The 14,008-nt window shown below is 67.3% G+C and carries 13 protein-coding genes; 3 read left to right on the forward strand and 10 right to left on the reverse strand.

What is annotated here, in order from left to right; genetic code table 11:
* Positions 1–25: 25 nt before the first annotated feature.
* A complete protein-coding gene (locus CXY91_RS16125) occupies positions 26–2,026 on the reverse strand; it encodes an acetyl-CoA carboxylase biotin carboxylase subunit (RefSeq protein WP_100962321.1) in 2,001 nt (666 codons plus the stop codon).
* Between the two features lie 145 nt (positions 2,027–2,171).
* Positions 2,172–2,561, reverse strand: coding sequence for a hypothetical protein (locus CXY91_RS16130; RefSeq protein ID WP_158673443.1), 390 nt, complete (start codon positions 2,559–2,561; stop codon positions 2,172–2,174).
* A 322-nt stretch (positions 2,562–2,883) separates the two neighbouring features.
* Between CXY91_RS16130 and CXY91_RS16135 the strand changes: the two genes are divergently transcribed.
* On the forward strand, positions 2,884–4,260 hold the full coding sequence (locus CXY91_RS16135; protein ID WP_100962323.1) for a M20/M25/M40 family metallo-hydrolase: 1,377 nt from the start codon (positions 2,884–2,886) through the stop codon (positions 4,258–4,260).
* A gap of 23 nt (positions 4,261–4,283) precedes the next feature.
* Here CXY91_RS16135 and CXY91_RS16140 read toward each other — a convergent pair whose 3' ends face one another.
* The 4 genes from CXY91_RS16140 to crcB form a co-directional block, all read right to left on the reverse strand.
* Positions 4,284–4,964, reverse strand: coding sequence for an HAD-IA family hydrolase (locus tag CXY91_RS16140; RefSeq protein ID WP_100962324.1), 681 nt, complete (start codon positions 4,962–4,964; stop codon positions 4,284–4,286).
* Between the two features lie 72 nt (positions 4,965–5,036).
* A complete protein-coding gene (locus CXY91_RS16145; RefSeq protein WP_100962325.1) occupies positions 5,037–5,534 on the reverse strand; it encodes a hypothetical protein in 498 nt (165 codons plus the stop codon).
* Positions 5,535–5,640: 106 nt separating this feature from the next.
* A complete protein-coding gene (locus CXY91_RS16150; protein WP_100962326.1) occupies positions 5,641–6,957 on the reverse strand; it encodes an RluA family pseudouridine synthase in 1,317 nt (438 codons plus the stop codon).
* Entirely contained in the window at positions 6,954–7,337 is a 384-nt protein-coding gene (gene crcB, locus CXY91_RS16155; protein ID WP_100962372.1) for a fluoride efflux transporter CrcB, read from the reverse strand. The genes CXY91_RS16150 and crcB overlap by 4 nt, the downstream gene beginning before the upstream one ends.
* Before the next feature lie 238 nt (positions 7,338–7,575).
* On the opposite strand from crcB, the gene CXY91_RS16160 reads away from it, so the two are divergent.
* A complete protein-coding gene (locus tag CXY91_RS16160; protein ID WP_158673444.1) occupies positions 7,576–8,838 on the forward strand; it encodes a hypothetical protein in 1,263 nt (420 codons plus the stop codon).
* Positions 8,839–9,003: 165 nt separating this feature from the next.
* Here CXY91_RS16160 and CXY91_RS16165 read toward each other — a convergent pair whose 3' ends face one another.
* On the reverse strand, positions 9,004–10,311 hold the full coding sequence (locus tag CXY91_RS16165; protein WP_100962328.1) for a replication-associated recombination protein A: 1,308 nt from the start codon (positions 10,309–10,311) through the stop codon (positions 9,004–9,006).
* 1 nt (position 10,312) lies between these two features.
* A complete protein-coding gene (locus CXY91_RS16170) occupies positions 10,313–11,746 on the reverse strand; it encodes a DegQ family serine endoprotease (protein WP_100962329.1) in 1,434 nt (477 codons plus the stop codon).
* A gap of 156 nt (positions 11,747–11,902) precedes the next feature.
* Between CXY91_RS16170 and CXY91_RS16175 the strand changes: the two genes are divergently transcribed.
* The gene (locus CXY91_RS16175; RefSeq protein WP_158673445.1) at positions 11,903–12,322 is read left to right on the forward strand and encodes a BLUF domain-containing protein; all 420 of its coding nucleotides are present in this window, start codon (positions 11,903–11,905) and stop codon (positions 12,320–12,322) included.
* 4 nt (positions 12,323–12,326) lie between these two features.
* Here CXY91_RS16175 and CXY91_RS16180 read toward each other — a convergent pair whose 3' ends face one another.
* Together CXY91_RS16180 and rplQ are read right to left on the reverse strand one after the other, a co-directional pair.
* Positions 12,327–13,283: a tripartite tricarboxylate transporter substrate-binding protein gene (locus CXY91_RS16180; protein ID WP_091842212.1), complete on the reverse strand. Its 957-nt coding sequence runs from the start codon at positions 13,281–13,283 to the stop codon at positions 12,327–12,329.
* A 217-nt stretch (positions 13,284–13,500) separates the two neighbouring features.
* Positions 13,501–13,920 carry a 50S ribosomal protein L17 gene (gene rplQ / locus CXY91_RS16185; RefSeq protein WP_100962331.1) on the reverse strand — a complete coding sequence of 140 codons (420 nt, stop codon included), beginning with the start codon at positions 13,918–13,920 and terminating at the stop codon, positions 13,501–13,503.
* Between the last annotated feature and the right edge of the window lie 88 nt (positions 13,921–14,008).

The raw sequence follows: 14,008 nt of genomic DNA on the forward strand, positions 1-14,008 counted from the left end.
ACACCGGTAGAAGTATCGCGCGGCCTCAGGCGAATTCCATGATGACGGCGTCCACCGCCAGCGAATCGCCCTCCTTCGCCAGGATCTTGGCGATGGTGGCGTCCTTCTCGGCGCGCAGCACGTTCTCCATCTTCATCGCCTCGACCATGGCGAGCGGCTCGCCCGCCTTGACCTCCTGGCCGACCGCAACGAGCAGTGCCTTGACCAGGCCGGGCATCGGGCAAAGCAGGAACTTGCCGGTGTCGGCAGCAACCTTCTCGGGCATCAGCGCGGCGAGTTCCGCCTCGCGCGGCGTGTAGACATGGGCGTTGGCATAGGCGCCGGCATGGCCGAGCGCGACGCCGTTCAGGATCGGCCGGACCTGCGCGGCGATCGAAACGCCGTCGATCGTGCCGCGCCAGACCGGCTCGCCCGGCCGCCAGTCGCTGGCGACCGTCAGGCTGCGCTCGGGAAAGGCGATCGTCACCGCCCCGCCTTGCTCCGTGACTTCACCTTCGAAGCGCTCGCCGCCGAGCGAGACGATGCGGGTGCGTTCGAACTCGACCTTGCGCCAGCCCTCCATCTGCGCCGAGACGTGGCGCTTGCGGCTATTCAGGCGATGGTCGCAGGCGATCGCGATCGCCGCCATGCGCAAGGCGATCTCGCCCTCCGGCTGCGGCAGCGAGAAGCCTTCAGGGAATTCCTCGGCGATGAAGCCGGTCGAGAGGTTGCCCGAGATCCAGCGCGGATGCTGCATCACCGCCGCGACGAAGGGGATGTTGTGGCGGATGCCGTCGATGGCGAAGGCGTCGAGCGCCCGCGCCTGCGCCTTGATCGCCGCCTCGCGCGTCGGCGCATGCGTCACCAGTTTGGCGATCATCGGATCATAGTAGATCGAGATCTCGCCGCCTTCGAACACGCCGGTGTCGTTGCGCACGGTGGCGTCGCCATCCGGCCCCTCGCTCGGTGGGCGATAGGTGACGAGCCGGCCGGTCGAGGGCAGGAAGTTGCGGGTCGGATCTTCGGCATAGACTCTGGATTCGACCGCCCAGCCATCGAGCTTCACATCGGCCTGGCTGATGCCCAGCTTCTCGCCATAAGCGACGCGGATCATCTGCTCGACCAGGTCGATGCCGGTGATCATCTCGGTCACCGGATGCTCGACCTGCAGGCGGGTGTTCATCTCGAGGAAATAGAACGACTTGTCCTGCCCGGCGACGAACTCGACCGTGCCGGCGCTGTCGTAGTTCACGGCCTTGGCCAGCGCGACCGCCTGTTCGCCCATCTTGCGGCGCGTGGCTTCGTCGAGCAGCGGCGACGGCGCTTCCTCGAGGACCTTCTGGTTGCGGCGCTGGATCGAGCATTCGCGCTCGCCGAGATAGATGACGTTGCCGTGCTTGTCGCCCAGCACCTGGATCTCGATATGGCGGGGATCGACGATGAACTTCTCGACGAAGACGCGGTCGTCGCCGAAGGAGGACGCCGCCTCCGACTTGGCGCGGGCGAAGCCTTCCGCCACCTCGCCGGCCGAATGGGCGATGCGCATGCCCTTGCCGCCGCCGCCGGCCGAGGCCTTGATCATCACGGGATAGCCGATTTCGTCGGCGATCTTCACGGCGTGCTCGGGGTTCTCGATCACGCCGAGATAGCCTGGAACCGTCGAGACCTCGGCGGCAGCTGCCGCCTTCTTCGATTCGATCTTGTCGCCCATCGCAGCGATGGCGCCCGGATTGGGGCCGATGAAGACGATGCCGTTCTCCTTCAGCGCTTTCGCGAAGGCCTCGCGCTCGGAGAGGAAGCCATAGCCAGGATGCACGGCCTGCGCGCCCGTCTGCTTGCAGGCGGCGATGATCTTGTCGATCTGGAGATAGGATTCGGCAGCGGGAGCTGCGCCGATATGCACGGCCTCGTCGGCCATCTCGACATGCAAGGCATCGCGATCGGCGTCGGAATAGACCGCCACCGTCTTGATGCCCATGCGCTTGGCCGTCTTGATGACGCGGCAGGCGATCTCGCCACGGTTCGCGATCAGAATCTTCGAGAACATGCGTGGCTTCTCCCAGACCCGGTGCCTTCACTGTGCAGTGCGGGATTTACGGGAGGCAAGCGCATCCGTCCACTGATGCGAAAGTTTTGTAACGTGCGCAAACGCCCGGCGGCAGCCGGGCGCTAGAGCACGCTCTGATCTGTCCTCAGCTCGCGAGCACCACGCGCTGAGAGATCGGGGCGGCGGAAATCCGGGCATCTGCCTTGCGCAGGGCGAAGCCGACCAGCGCCTCGTCGCAGGATTCGGCTTCGCGGACCACCTCGAAGGCGATCTTCTGCGCCAGCGGCGTCGGGCCTTCGCCGGCTGAGAGCGTCGTCACCAGCCAATGCGCCTTGTCGCGGTCGATCCGGCCGGTCGGGCGGCTCTCCCAGACGGCGAAGTCGACGCAAAACGCCAGCAGCACATCGGCGAAGAGCGGAGACTTGTCGGCGACTGCGCGGTCGAGCGCCACCAGCACATCGATGATGTCGCGGGTCAGAACGACCTCGTGCAAGATCTCGCGCTGAAGAATTCGGACGTCTTCATCGTCGATCACGCGCCTGTCCATCACGTGATCGACGAATTCGCGAAGTTCGTGGCCAATCATCGTTCAACCCCTGTCCGACGTTGTTGTGTGTCGGTTTGTCCCTGTCGTGTGAAGACGATGCGGCCGGGCCAGTCATCAGGTGGTTAACACGCAAATCTGAACGTCCGTTCAGGTTAAACGGTCCTGAGTCAGCGTGGTTGCGAGGATGTTACTGACCAGCGTGCCCGCATGCCCACAGGCGCTCCTCCGGCCTGCGCCCGGAGCATTGGACGCAAGCGCGCGCGGCGCTCTACCGTACCCCTCGATCATCACCGCAGCAGGCAGCGCGACCATGGCTTCTTCCGACACTCTTGCCGCGGTTTTCGACCATATCGAAGCGAACCGCAGCGCTTTCCTCGACCGACTGCTCGCCTATCTGCGCCATCCCAGCATCAGCGCCGAAAACATCGGCATCGCCGAGGTCGGCGCGCTCCTGGTCGAGATGCTGAGCGAGATCGGACTGGAGACCAGCCTGGTGCCGACCGACGGGCACCCCATGGTTGTCGCGCGCTGGCAGAAGGCGCCGGGCAAGCCGACCGTGCTGCTCTACGGCCATTACGACGTGCAGCCGCCGGACCCGCTCGACAAATGGCTTTCGCCGCCCTTCGAGCCGACGATCCGCGACGGCCGGATCTATGCGCGCGGCGTCGGCGACAACAAGGGCCAGCACTTCGCCCAGATCCTGGCGATCGAATCCCATCTCACCGTGCACCGCACTCTGCCTTGCAACGTCATCCTGCTGCTGGAGGGCGAGGAAGAGATCGGCAGCCCGAACATCGCCGGCTTCGTGCGCGCCAACAAAGATATGCTCAGGGCCGATCTCGCCGTCACCGCCGACGGCCCGCGCCATGCCAGCGGTGCGGCCGCGATCAAGTTCGGCTCGCGCGGCGTGGTCTCCTTCGAATTGCGCTGCCGGCATGCCGTCCGCGACGTGCATTCCGGCAATTTCGGCGGCGTCGTGCCGAACCCGATCTGGACGCTGGTGCATCTGCTCGGCACCATGAAGAATGCCGAAGGCGAGATCACGATTCCCGGGCTGCACGACGACATCGAAGCACCGACAACCGAGGAACTCGCCGCGATAGACGCCCTGCCGCTCGACATCGAGGCGGTCAAGCACAGCCTGGGCCTGACCAGGCTCGACGCGCCGGCCGATCGGCCTTTCTACGAGCGCCTCTGCTTACGGCCGACCCTGACCATCAACGGCTTCCATGGCGGCTATGGCGGCCCCGGCTCCAAGACGGTGCTGCCCAACGAAGCGATGGTGAAATGCGACATCCGCCTGGTCGAGGCGCAGGACCCTGAGGACATCCTGCGCAAGGTCGCCGCGCATGTGGCGCAGCATGCGCCGGAGGTCGAGTTCATCGCCCCTGATGCCGGCATGCAGCCCTCGAAGACACCGATCGCCTCGCCCTTCACCGCGCCTTTGCGCCGAGCCTTCGTCGCGGCGCAGGGCGTCGAGCCGCTGCTGATCCCGGCCGGCTTCGGCAGCCTGCCCGGCTACGTCTTCACCAAGATCCTCGGCATTCCCGCCTTCGTCACGCCCTATGCCAATCCGGACGAGGCGAACCACGCGCCGAACGAGAATCTGACGCTTGACTGCTTCTATAGCGGGCTGCGCACCGGCGCGGCGCTGCTGTACGAACTCGGCCAGCTCGAAGCGCCCTGAACGCTTGCCAGGGCCACTCGCCCTCAGGCCGGCTCGGTCACCGTCAGCCCGTCGACGATCCCGGTCAGCTCGGCGCAAGCTTCGATCACATGCCGCGCGCCGGCCGCCCGCAGCGCCGCGACCGGCTGGAAGCCCCAGGAGACCGCGACCGGGGTCACACCAGCCGCCACCGCCATCTCCATGTCGAAGGTGCTGTCGCCGACCATGAGCGTCCGCACTGGCCTGGCTCCGGTTTCGGCCATCGCCCGCAGGATCATCTCCGGATGCGGCTTCGAGATCGCATCATCAGCAGTCTGGATCGTCTTGAACAGGTCGCCCCAGGCATGGCGCTCGACGATGTAGTCGGCGCCGCGGCGTGATTTGCCGGTGGCGATGCCGAGCACGGTGGCAGGCCGCTGCGACAGCCCCGCCAGCAGCTCGACCACACCGGGGAAGAGCGGCTCGGCCAGGGCTGGGTCGGTCTCCGCCTGCTGCCGCATGCCGTTGAAGACCTCGCGATAGGTCTGCGTCAGCACATCGTCCGGCTCGGTGAGCCCGGCGACTCGCATCAGCGCGATGTCGAGGGTCAGTCCGATGACGCCGAGCCCGGCCTCGCGGCCCGGGTGCGGTCGGCCACAGCGCGCAAAGGTCTCGTATTGCGCGCCGAGGATGATCGCTTCGGAATTGACCAGCGTGCCGTCGAGATCGAAGATGATGAGGTCCATGTGCCGCGCTCTACAGGAGTTGGCGGCAGCCCGCCATCTCCGCCGGCGCAAGGCCCTCATGCCGTCATGGCCTTACCCTTGCGGGTTGCGGCCGCATTCGGCGATGGCAGCCTTCAGGGCGTCGCCGTCGAGCCCCCTGCCGCGTGCCTCCTTGCGGCATTCGGCCCGCTGGGCGAGGTCTGGCCGCTTGCCGTTGAAGCAGGCGACCAGCGCCGCCGTCCGTTCGGCCCCTTTGAGCCCGGTCGCATCGGCTTCCTGCTTGCAGACGGCGCGCGCCGTCACGGCTGTCGGCTTGCCGTCGCGCGTCAGGCCATCGCTGGCATAGAGCTTCACGCTGGGAAAACGCTCCTGCATGCACTCGCGCATGGCGCGGCGCAGGTCGTCGCCTGACAGCGCGACGTTCTCGGCATAGCAGTCGCGTCGCGCCTCGGCCCGGGCGGCACGCGGCACCGGCTCGTCAGGCGCCGCAGCAGCCGGTTTCGGGGCGACTGGGGCCGGCTGCGACTGGGCAAAGCCAGCGGAGGAGAACGACAGAACGAAGCCGGCGGCAAGCAAGGCGATGCGCAACATGGAAAGCCTCCCGTGACAAAGGATTCACAGGAACAAACTTAGAACATATCGCGTTTTGTTCGACAAGTGTTCTCACGCTAGGTTACGCAACTTTTTCGTGCAAACCTCACTCGTCCGGCGCATCGACGATCGGATCGTAGGGCGCATCCTCGAAGCCGAGCAGGTTCCAGCTCTGGCGCATATGCGGCGGCAGCGGCGCGCTGACGTCGATCGTGCCCTTGCCGCGCGGATGCGGCAGCACAATGCGCCGGGCGAGCAGATGCAGCTTGTTCTGGATGCCGCCGGGCAGCTCCCAGTTCTGGATGTTGAAGTATTTGGGATCACCGACGATCGGATGGCCGATATGGGCGGCGTGGGCGCGCAATTGGTGGGTGCGTCCGGTCACCGGCTTGAGCGAGAGCCAGGCGAGCTTCTGCGCCGCGGTCTCGACCACGGCGTAATAGGTCACCGCATGCATCGCGCCGTCGTCGCCATGCTGGGCGACGGCCATGCGCTGGTCGCCATCATAAGCCTCTTCGCGGGCGAGATACGTCGAGATCCGGCCCTGGCGCACACGCGGCACGCCGGCGACCAGCGCCCAGTAGACCTTGCGGGCCGAGCGCGAGCGGAAGGTCTTGGCCAAAGTCGCCGCGGCGAAGCGCGACTTGGCGATGACGAGGCAGCCGGCCGTATCCTTGTCGAGGCGATGGACGAGGCGCGGCTTCTGCCCGTCCTTGCCGGTCAGGGCATCGAGCATGCCGTCGACATGCCTCGTCGTGCCGGAGCCGCCTTGCACAGCCAGGCCCGCCGGCTTGTTGAGGACGATGACGTCGTCGTCCTCGTAGAGCGTGATCGAGCGCAGGAAGCCGATCGTGTCGCCATCGGCCTTGGCCGAGCGCGGCCGCTCCGCCGCCTGCTCGAGCTTGAGCGGCGGGATGCGCACGGTCTGGCCGGCTTCGAGCCGGTCCTTGCTGTCGGCGCGCTTGCCGTTGACGCGCAGTTCGCCCTTCCGGACGATGCGCTGGATATGGCTGAAGGAGAGCTGCGGAAAACGCGCTTCGAGGAAGCGGTCGATCCGCATCTCGTTCTCGTCCGGCGTCACCACGAGCTGCTGCACGCCGGTCGCGAGCACCTCGGCGGTCACGGCCTTGACCTCGGCGCGCGTCGGCGCATCCGTGATCGGCGGCTTGCGTGTCGCGGGCGTGCGCGGTGCTGGCGTGCGCGGACCTGCGGCCCTCGGCGCGGGATGATGTGGCTTCGGGTTGCGCGTCGGCTCGGTACGCACGACCTGGTCCTCCGCCGGCCGCGGCCTGGCTCGGGCCGAACGGCGCGCGTCATGGCTCGGGCGCTTGCCTTTCGGCGCGCCTGAGGCAGGCGGCCCGCCGCCACGCTTGGGACCATTGCCGCGTGGAGGACCGCTCGGTCCCTTGCCCCCGGTTCTCATGATAGCCCCCTAACCAGAGCGAGCCCCGCAACCAGCGCCATGAGCGAGAGGACGACCGAGCACAGCACGTAGAATGCGGCCAGCATCATCTCGCCGCGCTCCCAGAGCAGCACCGCGTCGAGCGAAAAGGCCGAGAAGGTCGTGAAGCCGCCCAAAATGCCGGTGGCGAGGAAGAGCCAGGCATTCTGCGTCCAGCCCTCGCCCGCCTTGAAGGCGAGGAAACCGGCGACGAGGCCCATCACCCCGGAGCCGATGATGTTGATGGCCATCGTCCCATACGGGAACGACATGCCGAGCCATTTCAGCGAGACGATGTTGACGCCGTGCCGGAGCACGCCGCCGATGCCGGCGCCGAGGAAGACGAGAGCGGTGGAAAGCATTCCCGAGGCATAGAGCGCCGCGTCATCGCGCACAAACGAAATCCGCTGCAATCCGGTGGCCTGCGATCGCCAGCAGGCCGCCTTCATCGAGGGATGCCGTACGCTACTTCCTCGGAACGATTGACTTGCCGCCTCCCCGGCCGGCAGAAAAGTCGAGACGCAAGGGGTGGTCGTCGCGCGGATGGCATGCGGTTCCGAACCGGGAGGCGAGCGTATCGGCGCGGCTTGGCGCGCGATCTTGCCTGCCGGCCTCGGCCTCGCACTCCTCTCGCAGACCGCCCTCGCCGCGCCGCTGCGCCTGCCGTCCCGCCCGGCGCAGGCGCCAAGCTTCGCTCGTGCCTGCACGATCGCGCCTCCCGAAATCCAGCCGCTTTTCACCGGCGGGCCGGCCAAGCCCGCGGATTCGAGCGAGGAGGCGGACGACGACAGCGACGACGATGATGACGATGAGGAGGACAAAGACCCGCCGGAGCGCGGCCTCGTCCTGCCGGGGTCGGCCACTTGCCTTGCCATCTCCGGCACGGTCAGCGCCGGCATGCAGCGCGATTCCTTCCGCGCCTCGCGCAACGGCCCACCGGCCCCACCGGCCGCGACCTCCTTTCCCCTGAGCGCCGCTTTCCGCATCGCGACCTCGCATGAGCTCGCCTCGGGCCTACGCGTCGGCACGGCCTTCGGCTTCACTCTGTACAGCCCGGTCGACGGCGCCAGCGATCCTTCGATCGACGAGGCGACCATTCTGGTCGGCCCCTGGACCTTCGGCCTCGATGCCTCGCGTTTCTCGTTCTGGACCGGCGACGAGTTCATCTTCTCGGCGCGCGTGCCCTCGCGCACCGTCGGCATCATCGCGCTGGAACTGCCGCTGACCGAGAGCTGGACGGCCACGCTGGCCCTCGAAGATCCCGCGCTCGGCAACACCGCCTCGAGCGCACCGGTCCCGACCGGGCGGCGCATACCGGACACAATCGGCCGCCTCGTCTACGAGCAGGACGGCTGGACCATTCATGGCGCGCTCGCCATGCGCGAGATCCCCGGCACGCCCGCGCGCTTCGGCCGGGCCGGCATCGTCGGCGCGACCTATGAAGGCGAGGCGCTGGGCCATGGCTGGAGCCTGACCGCCCAGCTCGCCGGCGCGATAGACGGGGCGCCCTATCTCGGCTCGGTGCTCGACGCCCGCACCGTCAACCGCGTGCTGGTGGCGAGCGATGCCACGCGCGGCTTCTCCGGCGTCGTCTCCGGCCGCTTCGAATGGACCGACGAGCTCGCCAGCAACGCCTATCTCAGCCGCTACTGGCTCGAAGTGCCGCTCGCCGGCCAGATCCGCGGCGAGGTCAGGATCGACCGCTTCGCCGCCAATCTGGTCTGGACGCCGGTCGAGGGTTTCAAGGCCGGCATCGAGAGCTCGGTCGCCTGGGCGAAGATCGCACTAACAGGCCGCGAGATCCCGGTTGGACTGGCCGGGCGACAGATCTCGACGCAGGTGTTCATCGAGCGGAGTTTTTAGAAGCAATTGCTTTTTACAGAGCTGCCAATGCCGTCATGCTCGCGCTTGTGGCGAGCATCAACGTCCTGGACACCGCGCCGTCCGAAGGAAGACGTGGATGGTCGGGACAAGCCCGACCATGACGGAGAATAGCTGGCATTCTCCTGCGATCGGCAGAAGAGCGCCCTACTCCCCTCGCTCCTGCCGGAGCTTCTCCCAGTATTCCAGCCGCTTCCTGATCTCGCGCTCGAAGCCGCGCTCGGGCGGATCGTAGAAGCGCTGGCGGCCGAGTGCGTCTGGCCAGTAGTTCTGGCCGGAGAAGGCGTCGGGCGCGTCGTGGTCATAGGCGTAGTCCGCTCCGTAGCCCTCTTCCTTCATCAGCTTGGTCGGGGCGTTCAGGATCGTCTTGGGCGGCGTCAGCGAGCCCGCCTGCTTGGCGGTGCGCATCGCCGCCTTGTACGCGACATAGGCCGCGTTCGATTTTGGCGCGGTGGCGAGATAGATCACCGTATTGGCCAAAGCGAGCTCGCCCTCGGGCGAGCCAAGCTGCTCATAGGTCTCGGCAGCGGCGCGGGCATGCACCAGCGCCTGCGGGTCGGCAAGGCCGATATCCTCGACCGCCATGCGCACCAGCCGCCGCGCCAGGAAGCGCGGGTCCTCGCCGGCATCGAGCATGCGAGCGAAGTAATAGAGCGCGGCGTCCGGATCGGAGCCGCGGATCGTCTTGTGCAGGGCCGAGATCAGATTGTAGTGGCCATCCTGCGCCTTGTCGTAGATCGGCGCGCGGCGCTGGATCACCTCGGAAAGGCCGGCCTCGTCGAAGATCTCGCCCGGCTTGGCGGCGCGCCAGGTCTCCTCGGCCAGCGTCAGCACCGCCCGCCCGTCGCCATCGGCGAAGCGCGCCAGCGCGAGCCGCGCCTCCGGCGTCAGCGGCAATTCGCGATTCTCCAGCGCCTCGGCCCGGCCGAGCAGGAAGAGCAGCGCGCCCTCGTCGAGCGCCTTGAAGGTCAGGACGCGGGCGCGCGACAGCAGTGCGGCGTTCAAGGCGAAGGACGGGTTCTCGGTGGTGGCGCCGACCAGCGTGATCGTGCCGTCTTCCATCACCGGCAGGAAGGCATCCTGCTGGGCCCGGTTGAAGCGGTGGATCTCGTCGACGAACAGCAAGGTGCCCTTGCCGCCGAGCCTGCGGCCGCGGGCGGCGTCAAAGGCTTTCTTCAGATCGGCTACGCCTGAGAAGATCGCGCTGATCTGCTCGAAGCCGAGATCGGTCTGCCCCGCGAGCAGGCGCGCCACGGTGGTCTTGCCGGTGCCGGGCGGTCCCCAGAAGATCAGGCTGCCGAGCGAGCCCGAGGCGATCAGCCGGGTCAGCACGCCGTCCTCGCCGGTCAGGTGATCCTGGCCGGAGACCTCCCCGAGCGTCGTCGGCCGCACCCGGTCCGCGAGCGGGCGCGGACCGGATTTGTCGAGGCCGGAGGCGGAGAAGAGGTCGGTCACCTCACCCGCCGAACACGGACGTCACGGTCTGGCCGCCGCGCGAGATCGTCACCTCCCAGGAGCGCTTGCGCTCGCGCGTCGCCAGCTCGATCTCACGCGAGGCGTTGATGCGCTCGCCATTGATGGCGAGGATGAGATCGCCCTTCTGGAAGCCGACGCGCGCGGCCGGGCTGCCTTCCTCGATATTGCCGACGACGACGCCCTCGGTCGAGAGGTCGATCGAGAGCTCTTCGGCGACCGCCGGCGACAGGTTCAGCACGGTGAGCCCCGTGAAGGGCGAGCGGCCGGCGACCTTGACCGGCTCGCGCGGGCGCGTCTCCGGCGCCGGTGTCAGCTTGACGGGGACGGTGATGCGCTTGCCGCCGCGCAGCACGGTGAGCTGCGTCGTGCCGCCGATCGGACGGGTCGCGAAGCGATAGCCGAAGCTCTCGGGATCGTCGACGCCGACGCCGTCGACGGCGAGGATCACGTCCGAGCGCTTGAGGCCGCCTTCGGCCGCAGGCCCGGAATCGACGACGCTGGCGACCACGGAGCCGGCCGGCCGGTCGAGCCCGAGCCCGTCGGCGACGTCCTGGGTCAGCGCCTGCAGCCGCGCCCCGAACCAGGCCCGGCGAACCGTCGTCGCCCCCGTCTTGGCGCTGTCGACGACGACGCGGACCATGGCCGAGGGAATGGCGAAGCCGATACCGACGCTGCCGCCCGACTTCGAGAAGATCGCGGTATTGATGCCGGTGAGCCGGCCCTGCATGTCGACGAGCGCGCCGCCGGAATTGCCGGGGTTGATCGCGGCGTCGGTCTGGATGAAGGACTGGGCGTCGCCGACGCCGACCTGGGTGCGCGCCAGCGCCGAGATGATGCCCTGCGTCACCGTCTGGCCGACGCCGAAGGGATTGCCGATCGCCAGCACGAGATCGCCGATCTGCAGCGCGTCGGAATCGCCGACCTCGATGGCCGCAAGCTCCTTGGCGCCCTTGAGCTTGAGCACGGCGAGATCGGTGCGCGGATCGCGCAGCAGGATCGTCGCCTCGTATTCGCGCTTGTCAGCCAGCGCCACCTTGACCTCGGTCATCCCCTCGATGACGTGGTTGTTGGTGACGACGAGCCCCGCTCCGGCATCGACGATGACGCCCGAGCCGAGCGAGCGCTGCACCTGCTCGCGCGGCAGGCCGAAACCGCCATCACCGAAGAAGCGGCGGAAGAACGGATCGTCCATGAACGGGTTCTGCGGCCGCCGCTCGACACGCGCGCCATAGACGTTGACGACCGAAGGCGCGGTCTTCTGCACGACCGGCGCGAAGGACAGCGTGATCTGCTGCCGCGCCTCCGGCACTTGCCGGGCCTGGGCGAGGGCCAGCGTCGAGGCGCCCGCGGACAGTGCAAGGCCGAGGGTCAGAGCGACGAGCTGACTGCGGTTCGGCACGATGGAACGGCGCATGCCGATCTCCTTCTTGAAACAAAACGACTGCCCCGGGCGTTCGTTTCCCGAACTATCCCTCCACGGCAGCAGCCCGGATAGTCTGCGAAACACGCGCTGCGTGCTTCCGTTCCGGGTCGCGAAACCCTTCATCTCACCCCCGGAAGGAATGTCGACGTGAGCCTCGTGCGCCTTGTTTATGCCAGCCGCAGCCGACTCGTCGAGGCGGATCGACGTGTCGAGCTCGCGCGCATTCTCGAGACGGCGCGGCGACACAATGCGCAAAGGCATCTCACAGGTTTCCTGATGGCGACACCGGGTGGATTCGCCCAGGTCCTCGAAGGCGAGGCCGGGTCTATCGCGGAAACCTATGGCCGGATCATGGTCGATCCGCGCCATGGCGATCTGCGCCTGCTGGCGCAGGATGCGATCGCTCACAGGCAGTTCGCCGGCTGGGCGATGGCCCTTGCCGAGCGTAACGAGACGACTGCGTTCATCTTCGGGCTCTATGGCGTCTCTCCCGACGCCGAGATCTTCGAGCAGCCGCTGGACGTTCTGCTCGACCTCGCCACAGAACTCGCCAGCGCCCGGGCCTGAAAGCCTATTTGGCGTCGCTGAGCAGCACCTTGTACTTCTCGATCTCGGCCGGAACCATCTTGGCGACGAACTCGGGCGACATCTCGTCCTTTTCAGGCAGCACCGAAGAGAGCTCCTTGAAGCGCGCATGCAGCTTTTCGCTGGAAAGCGCTGTGCGCAGCGCCTGATTGAGCTTGTCGATCACCGGCTGCGGCGTGCCCTTCGGCGCGAAGATCGCGTTCCAGCCCTGCGCCTGGAACGCCGGCAGCCCGGCTTCGACCGAGGTCGGCACATCGGGCAGGCTCGGCAGGCGCTGCGGCGTCGCCACCACCAGCGCCTTGACCTTGTTGCCCTGGACCGCGCCGGAGAGCGAGGTCGCTGCATCGCAGACGCCGTCGATCTGTCCGCCCATCAGGTCGTTCAGCGCCGGGCCCGCGCCGCGATAGCTCACCAGCGCCACGTCGAGGCCGGACGCCTTCAGGAAGTTGCGGCAGATCAGATAGTTCGACGAGCCGACACCGGCATGGCCGAGGCTGAGCTTGCCGGGATTGGCCTTGGCGTAGGCGAGGAACTCCTTGAGGTCCTTGGCCGGGAAGTCGAGCTTCAGCGCGATCATCGGCGAGGTCTTGGCGACCAGGCCGACCGGCACGAAATCGGCGGGCGTGTATTTCAGGTCGTTGTAGATCGTATAGGAGGCGGCATTGGTGCCGCTGTTGCCGATCACGATGGTGTAGCCGTCGGGCTCGGCCCGGGCCGCCCGCGTCAAGGCGGTCGCGCCGCCCGCTCCGCCCATGTTCTCCATCACGATGCGCTGGCCGAGAACCTGCGCCATTTCCTCGCCGACGAGGCGGGCGATCACGTCGGAGGAGCCGCCGGCCGCAAAGGGCACCAGCATGTTGATCGGCTTGGAGGGATATTTGTCCTGGGCCTGCGCCGGCAGGATGGCGATGGCGGCTAAAATAGCCAGAGCAGCGCGCTTCATGCGAATATCTCCCTCGACGCCGGGCTTTCTCCAAAGCGGTCTTCAGAACCGCCCTGCCCGGTTTGGGCCGACGCTAGCACCCACCTGACGCGGGGAGAAGCGCAAGCTGGCGCAACAATCTCGCGCAGCAATGCCCTCTCGCTTCTGATCTGCACAGGCAAAACAAAAAGGGCGGCCCGAAGACCGCCCTTTCCGAAATGCTTGATGTCGGCGCGGCTCAGGCCGCCTGCTCGTCATCCGCCGTGAAGACCGGGCCGGAATCCTTGCCCTTGGCGTCGACGTCGCGATCGACGAACTCGATCACGGCGAGCGGGGCGTTGTCGCCGAAGCGGAAGCCCGCCTTCATGATGCGCAGATAGCCGCCATTGCGCTCCTTGTAGCGCGGGCCGAGGACCGCGAAGAGCTTGCCGACCAAAGCGACGTCCTTGATCTGCGCGATCGCCTGGCGGCGGGCGTGCAGGTCGCCGCGCTTGCCGAGCGTGACCAGCTTCTCGACGACCGGACGCAGATCCTTGGCCTTCGGCAGCGTGGTGGTGATCTGCTCGTGCTTGATCAGGGCCTGGGCCATGTTGGCGAACATCGCCTGGCGATGCTCGGCAGTGCGGTTGAAACGACGACCGCGGAAACCGTGACGCATGATTGGCTCCTTCGTTGCTTACGGCCGCCGTGCCACGGAACGGCCGTCCTTTATGCTCCGGTGCTCATGCGCCGGGCGGGAAGTGGCG

The sequence above is a fragment of the Allobosea sp. FBZP-16 genome, from assembly GCF_002831785.1.
Taxonomy (GTDB): Bacteria; Pseudomonadota; Alphaproteobacteria; order Rhizobiales; family Beijerinckiaceae; genus Allobosea; species Allobosea lupini.

What these genes read in the sequence shown, in the direction of transcription:
- rplQ (WP_100962331.1), bottom strand. Translation starts at nt 13,920, where the DNA reads ATGCGTCACGGTTTCCGCGGTCGTCGTTTCAACCGCACTGCCGAGCAT.
- CXY91_RS16180 (WP_091842212.1), bottom strand. Translation starts at nt 13,283, where the DNA reads ATGAAGCGCGCTGCTCTGGCTATTTTAGCCGCCATCGCCATCCTGCCG.
- CXY91_RS16145 (WP_100962325.1), bottom strand. Translation starts at nt 5,534, where the DNA reads ATGTTGCGCATCGCCTTGCTTGCCGCCGGCTTCGTTCTGTCGTTCTCC.
- CXY91_RS16170 (WP_100962329.1), bottom strand. Translation starts at nt 11,746, where the DNA reads ATGCGCCGTTCCATCGTGCCGAACCGCAGTCAGCTCGTCGCTCTGACC.
- CXY91_RS16150 (WP_100962326.1), bottom strand. Translation starts at nt 6,957, where the DNA reads ATGAGAACCGGGGGCAAGGGACCGAGCGGTCCTCCACGCGGCAATGGT.
- crcB (WP_100962372.1), bottom strand. Translation starts at nt 7,337, where the DNA reads ATGCTTTCCACCGCTCTCGTCTTCCTCGGCGCCGGCATCGGCGGCGTG.
- CXY91_RS16125 (WP_100962321.1), bottom strand. Translation starts at nt 2,026, where the DNA reads ATGTTCTCGAAGATTCTGATCGCGAACCGTGGCGAGATCGCCTGCCGC.
- CXY91_RS16140 (WP_100962324.1), bottom strand. Translation starts at nt 4,964, where the DNA reads ATGGACCTCATCATCTTCGATCTCGACGGCACGCTGGTCAATTCCGAA.
- CXY91_RS16135 (WP_100962323.1), top strand. Translation starts at nt 2,884, where the DNA reads ATGGCTTCTTCCGACACTCTTGCCGCGGTTTTCGACCATATCGAAGCG.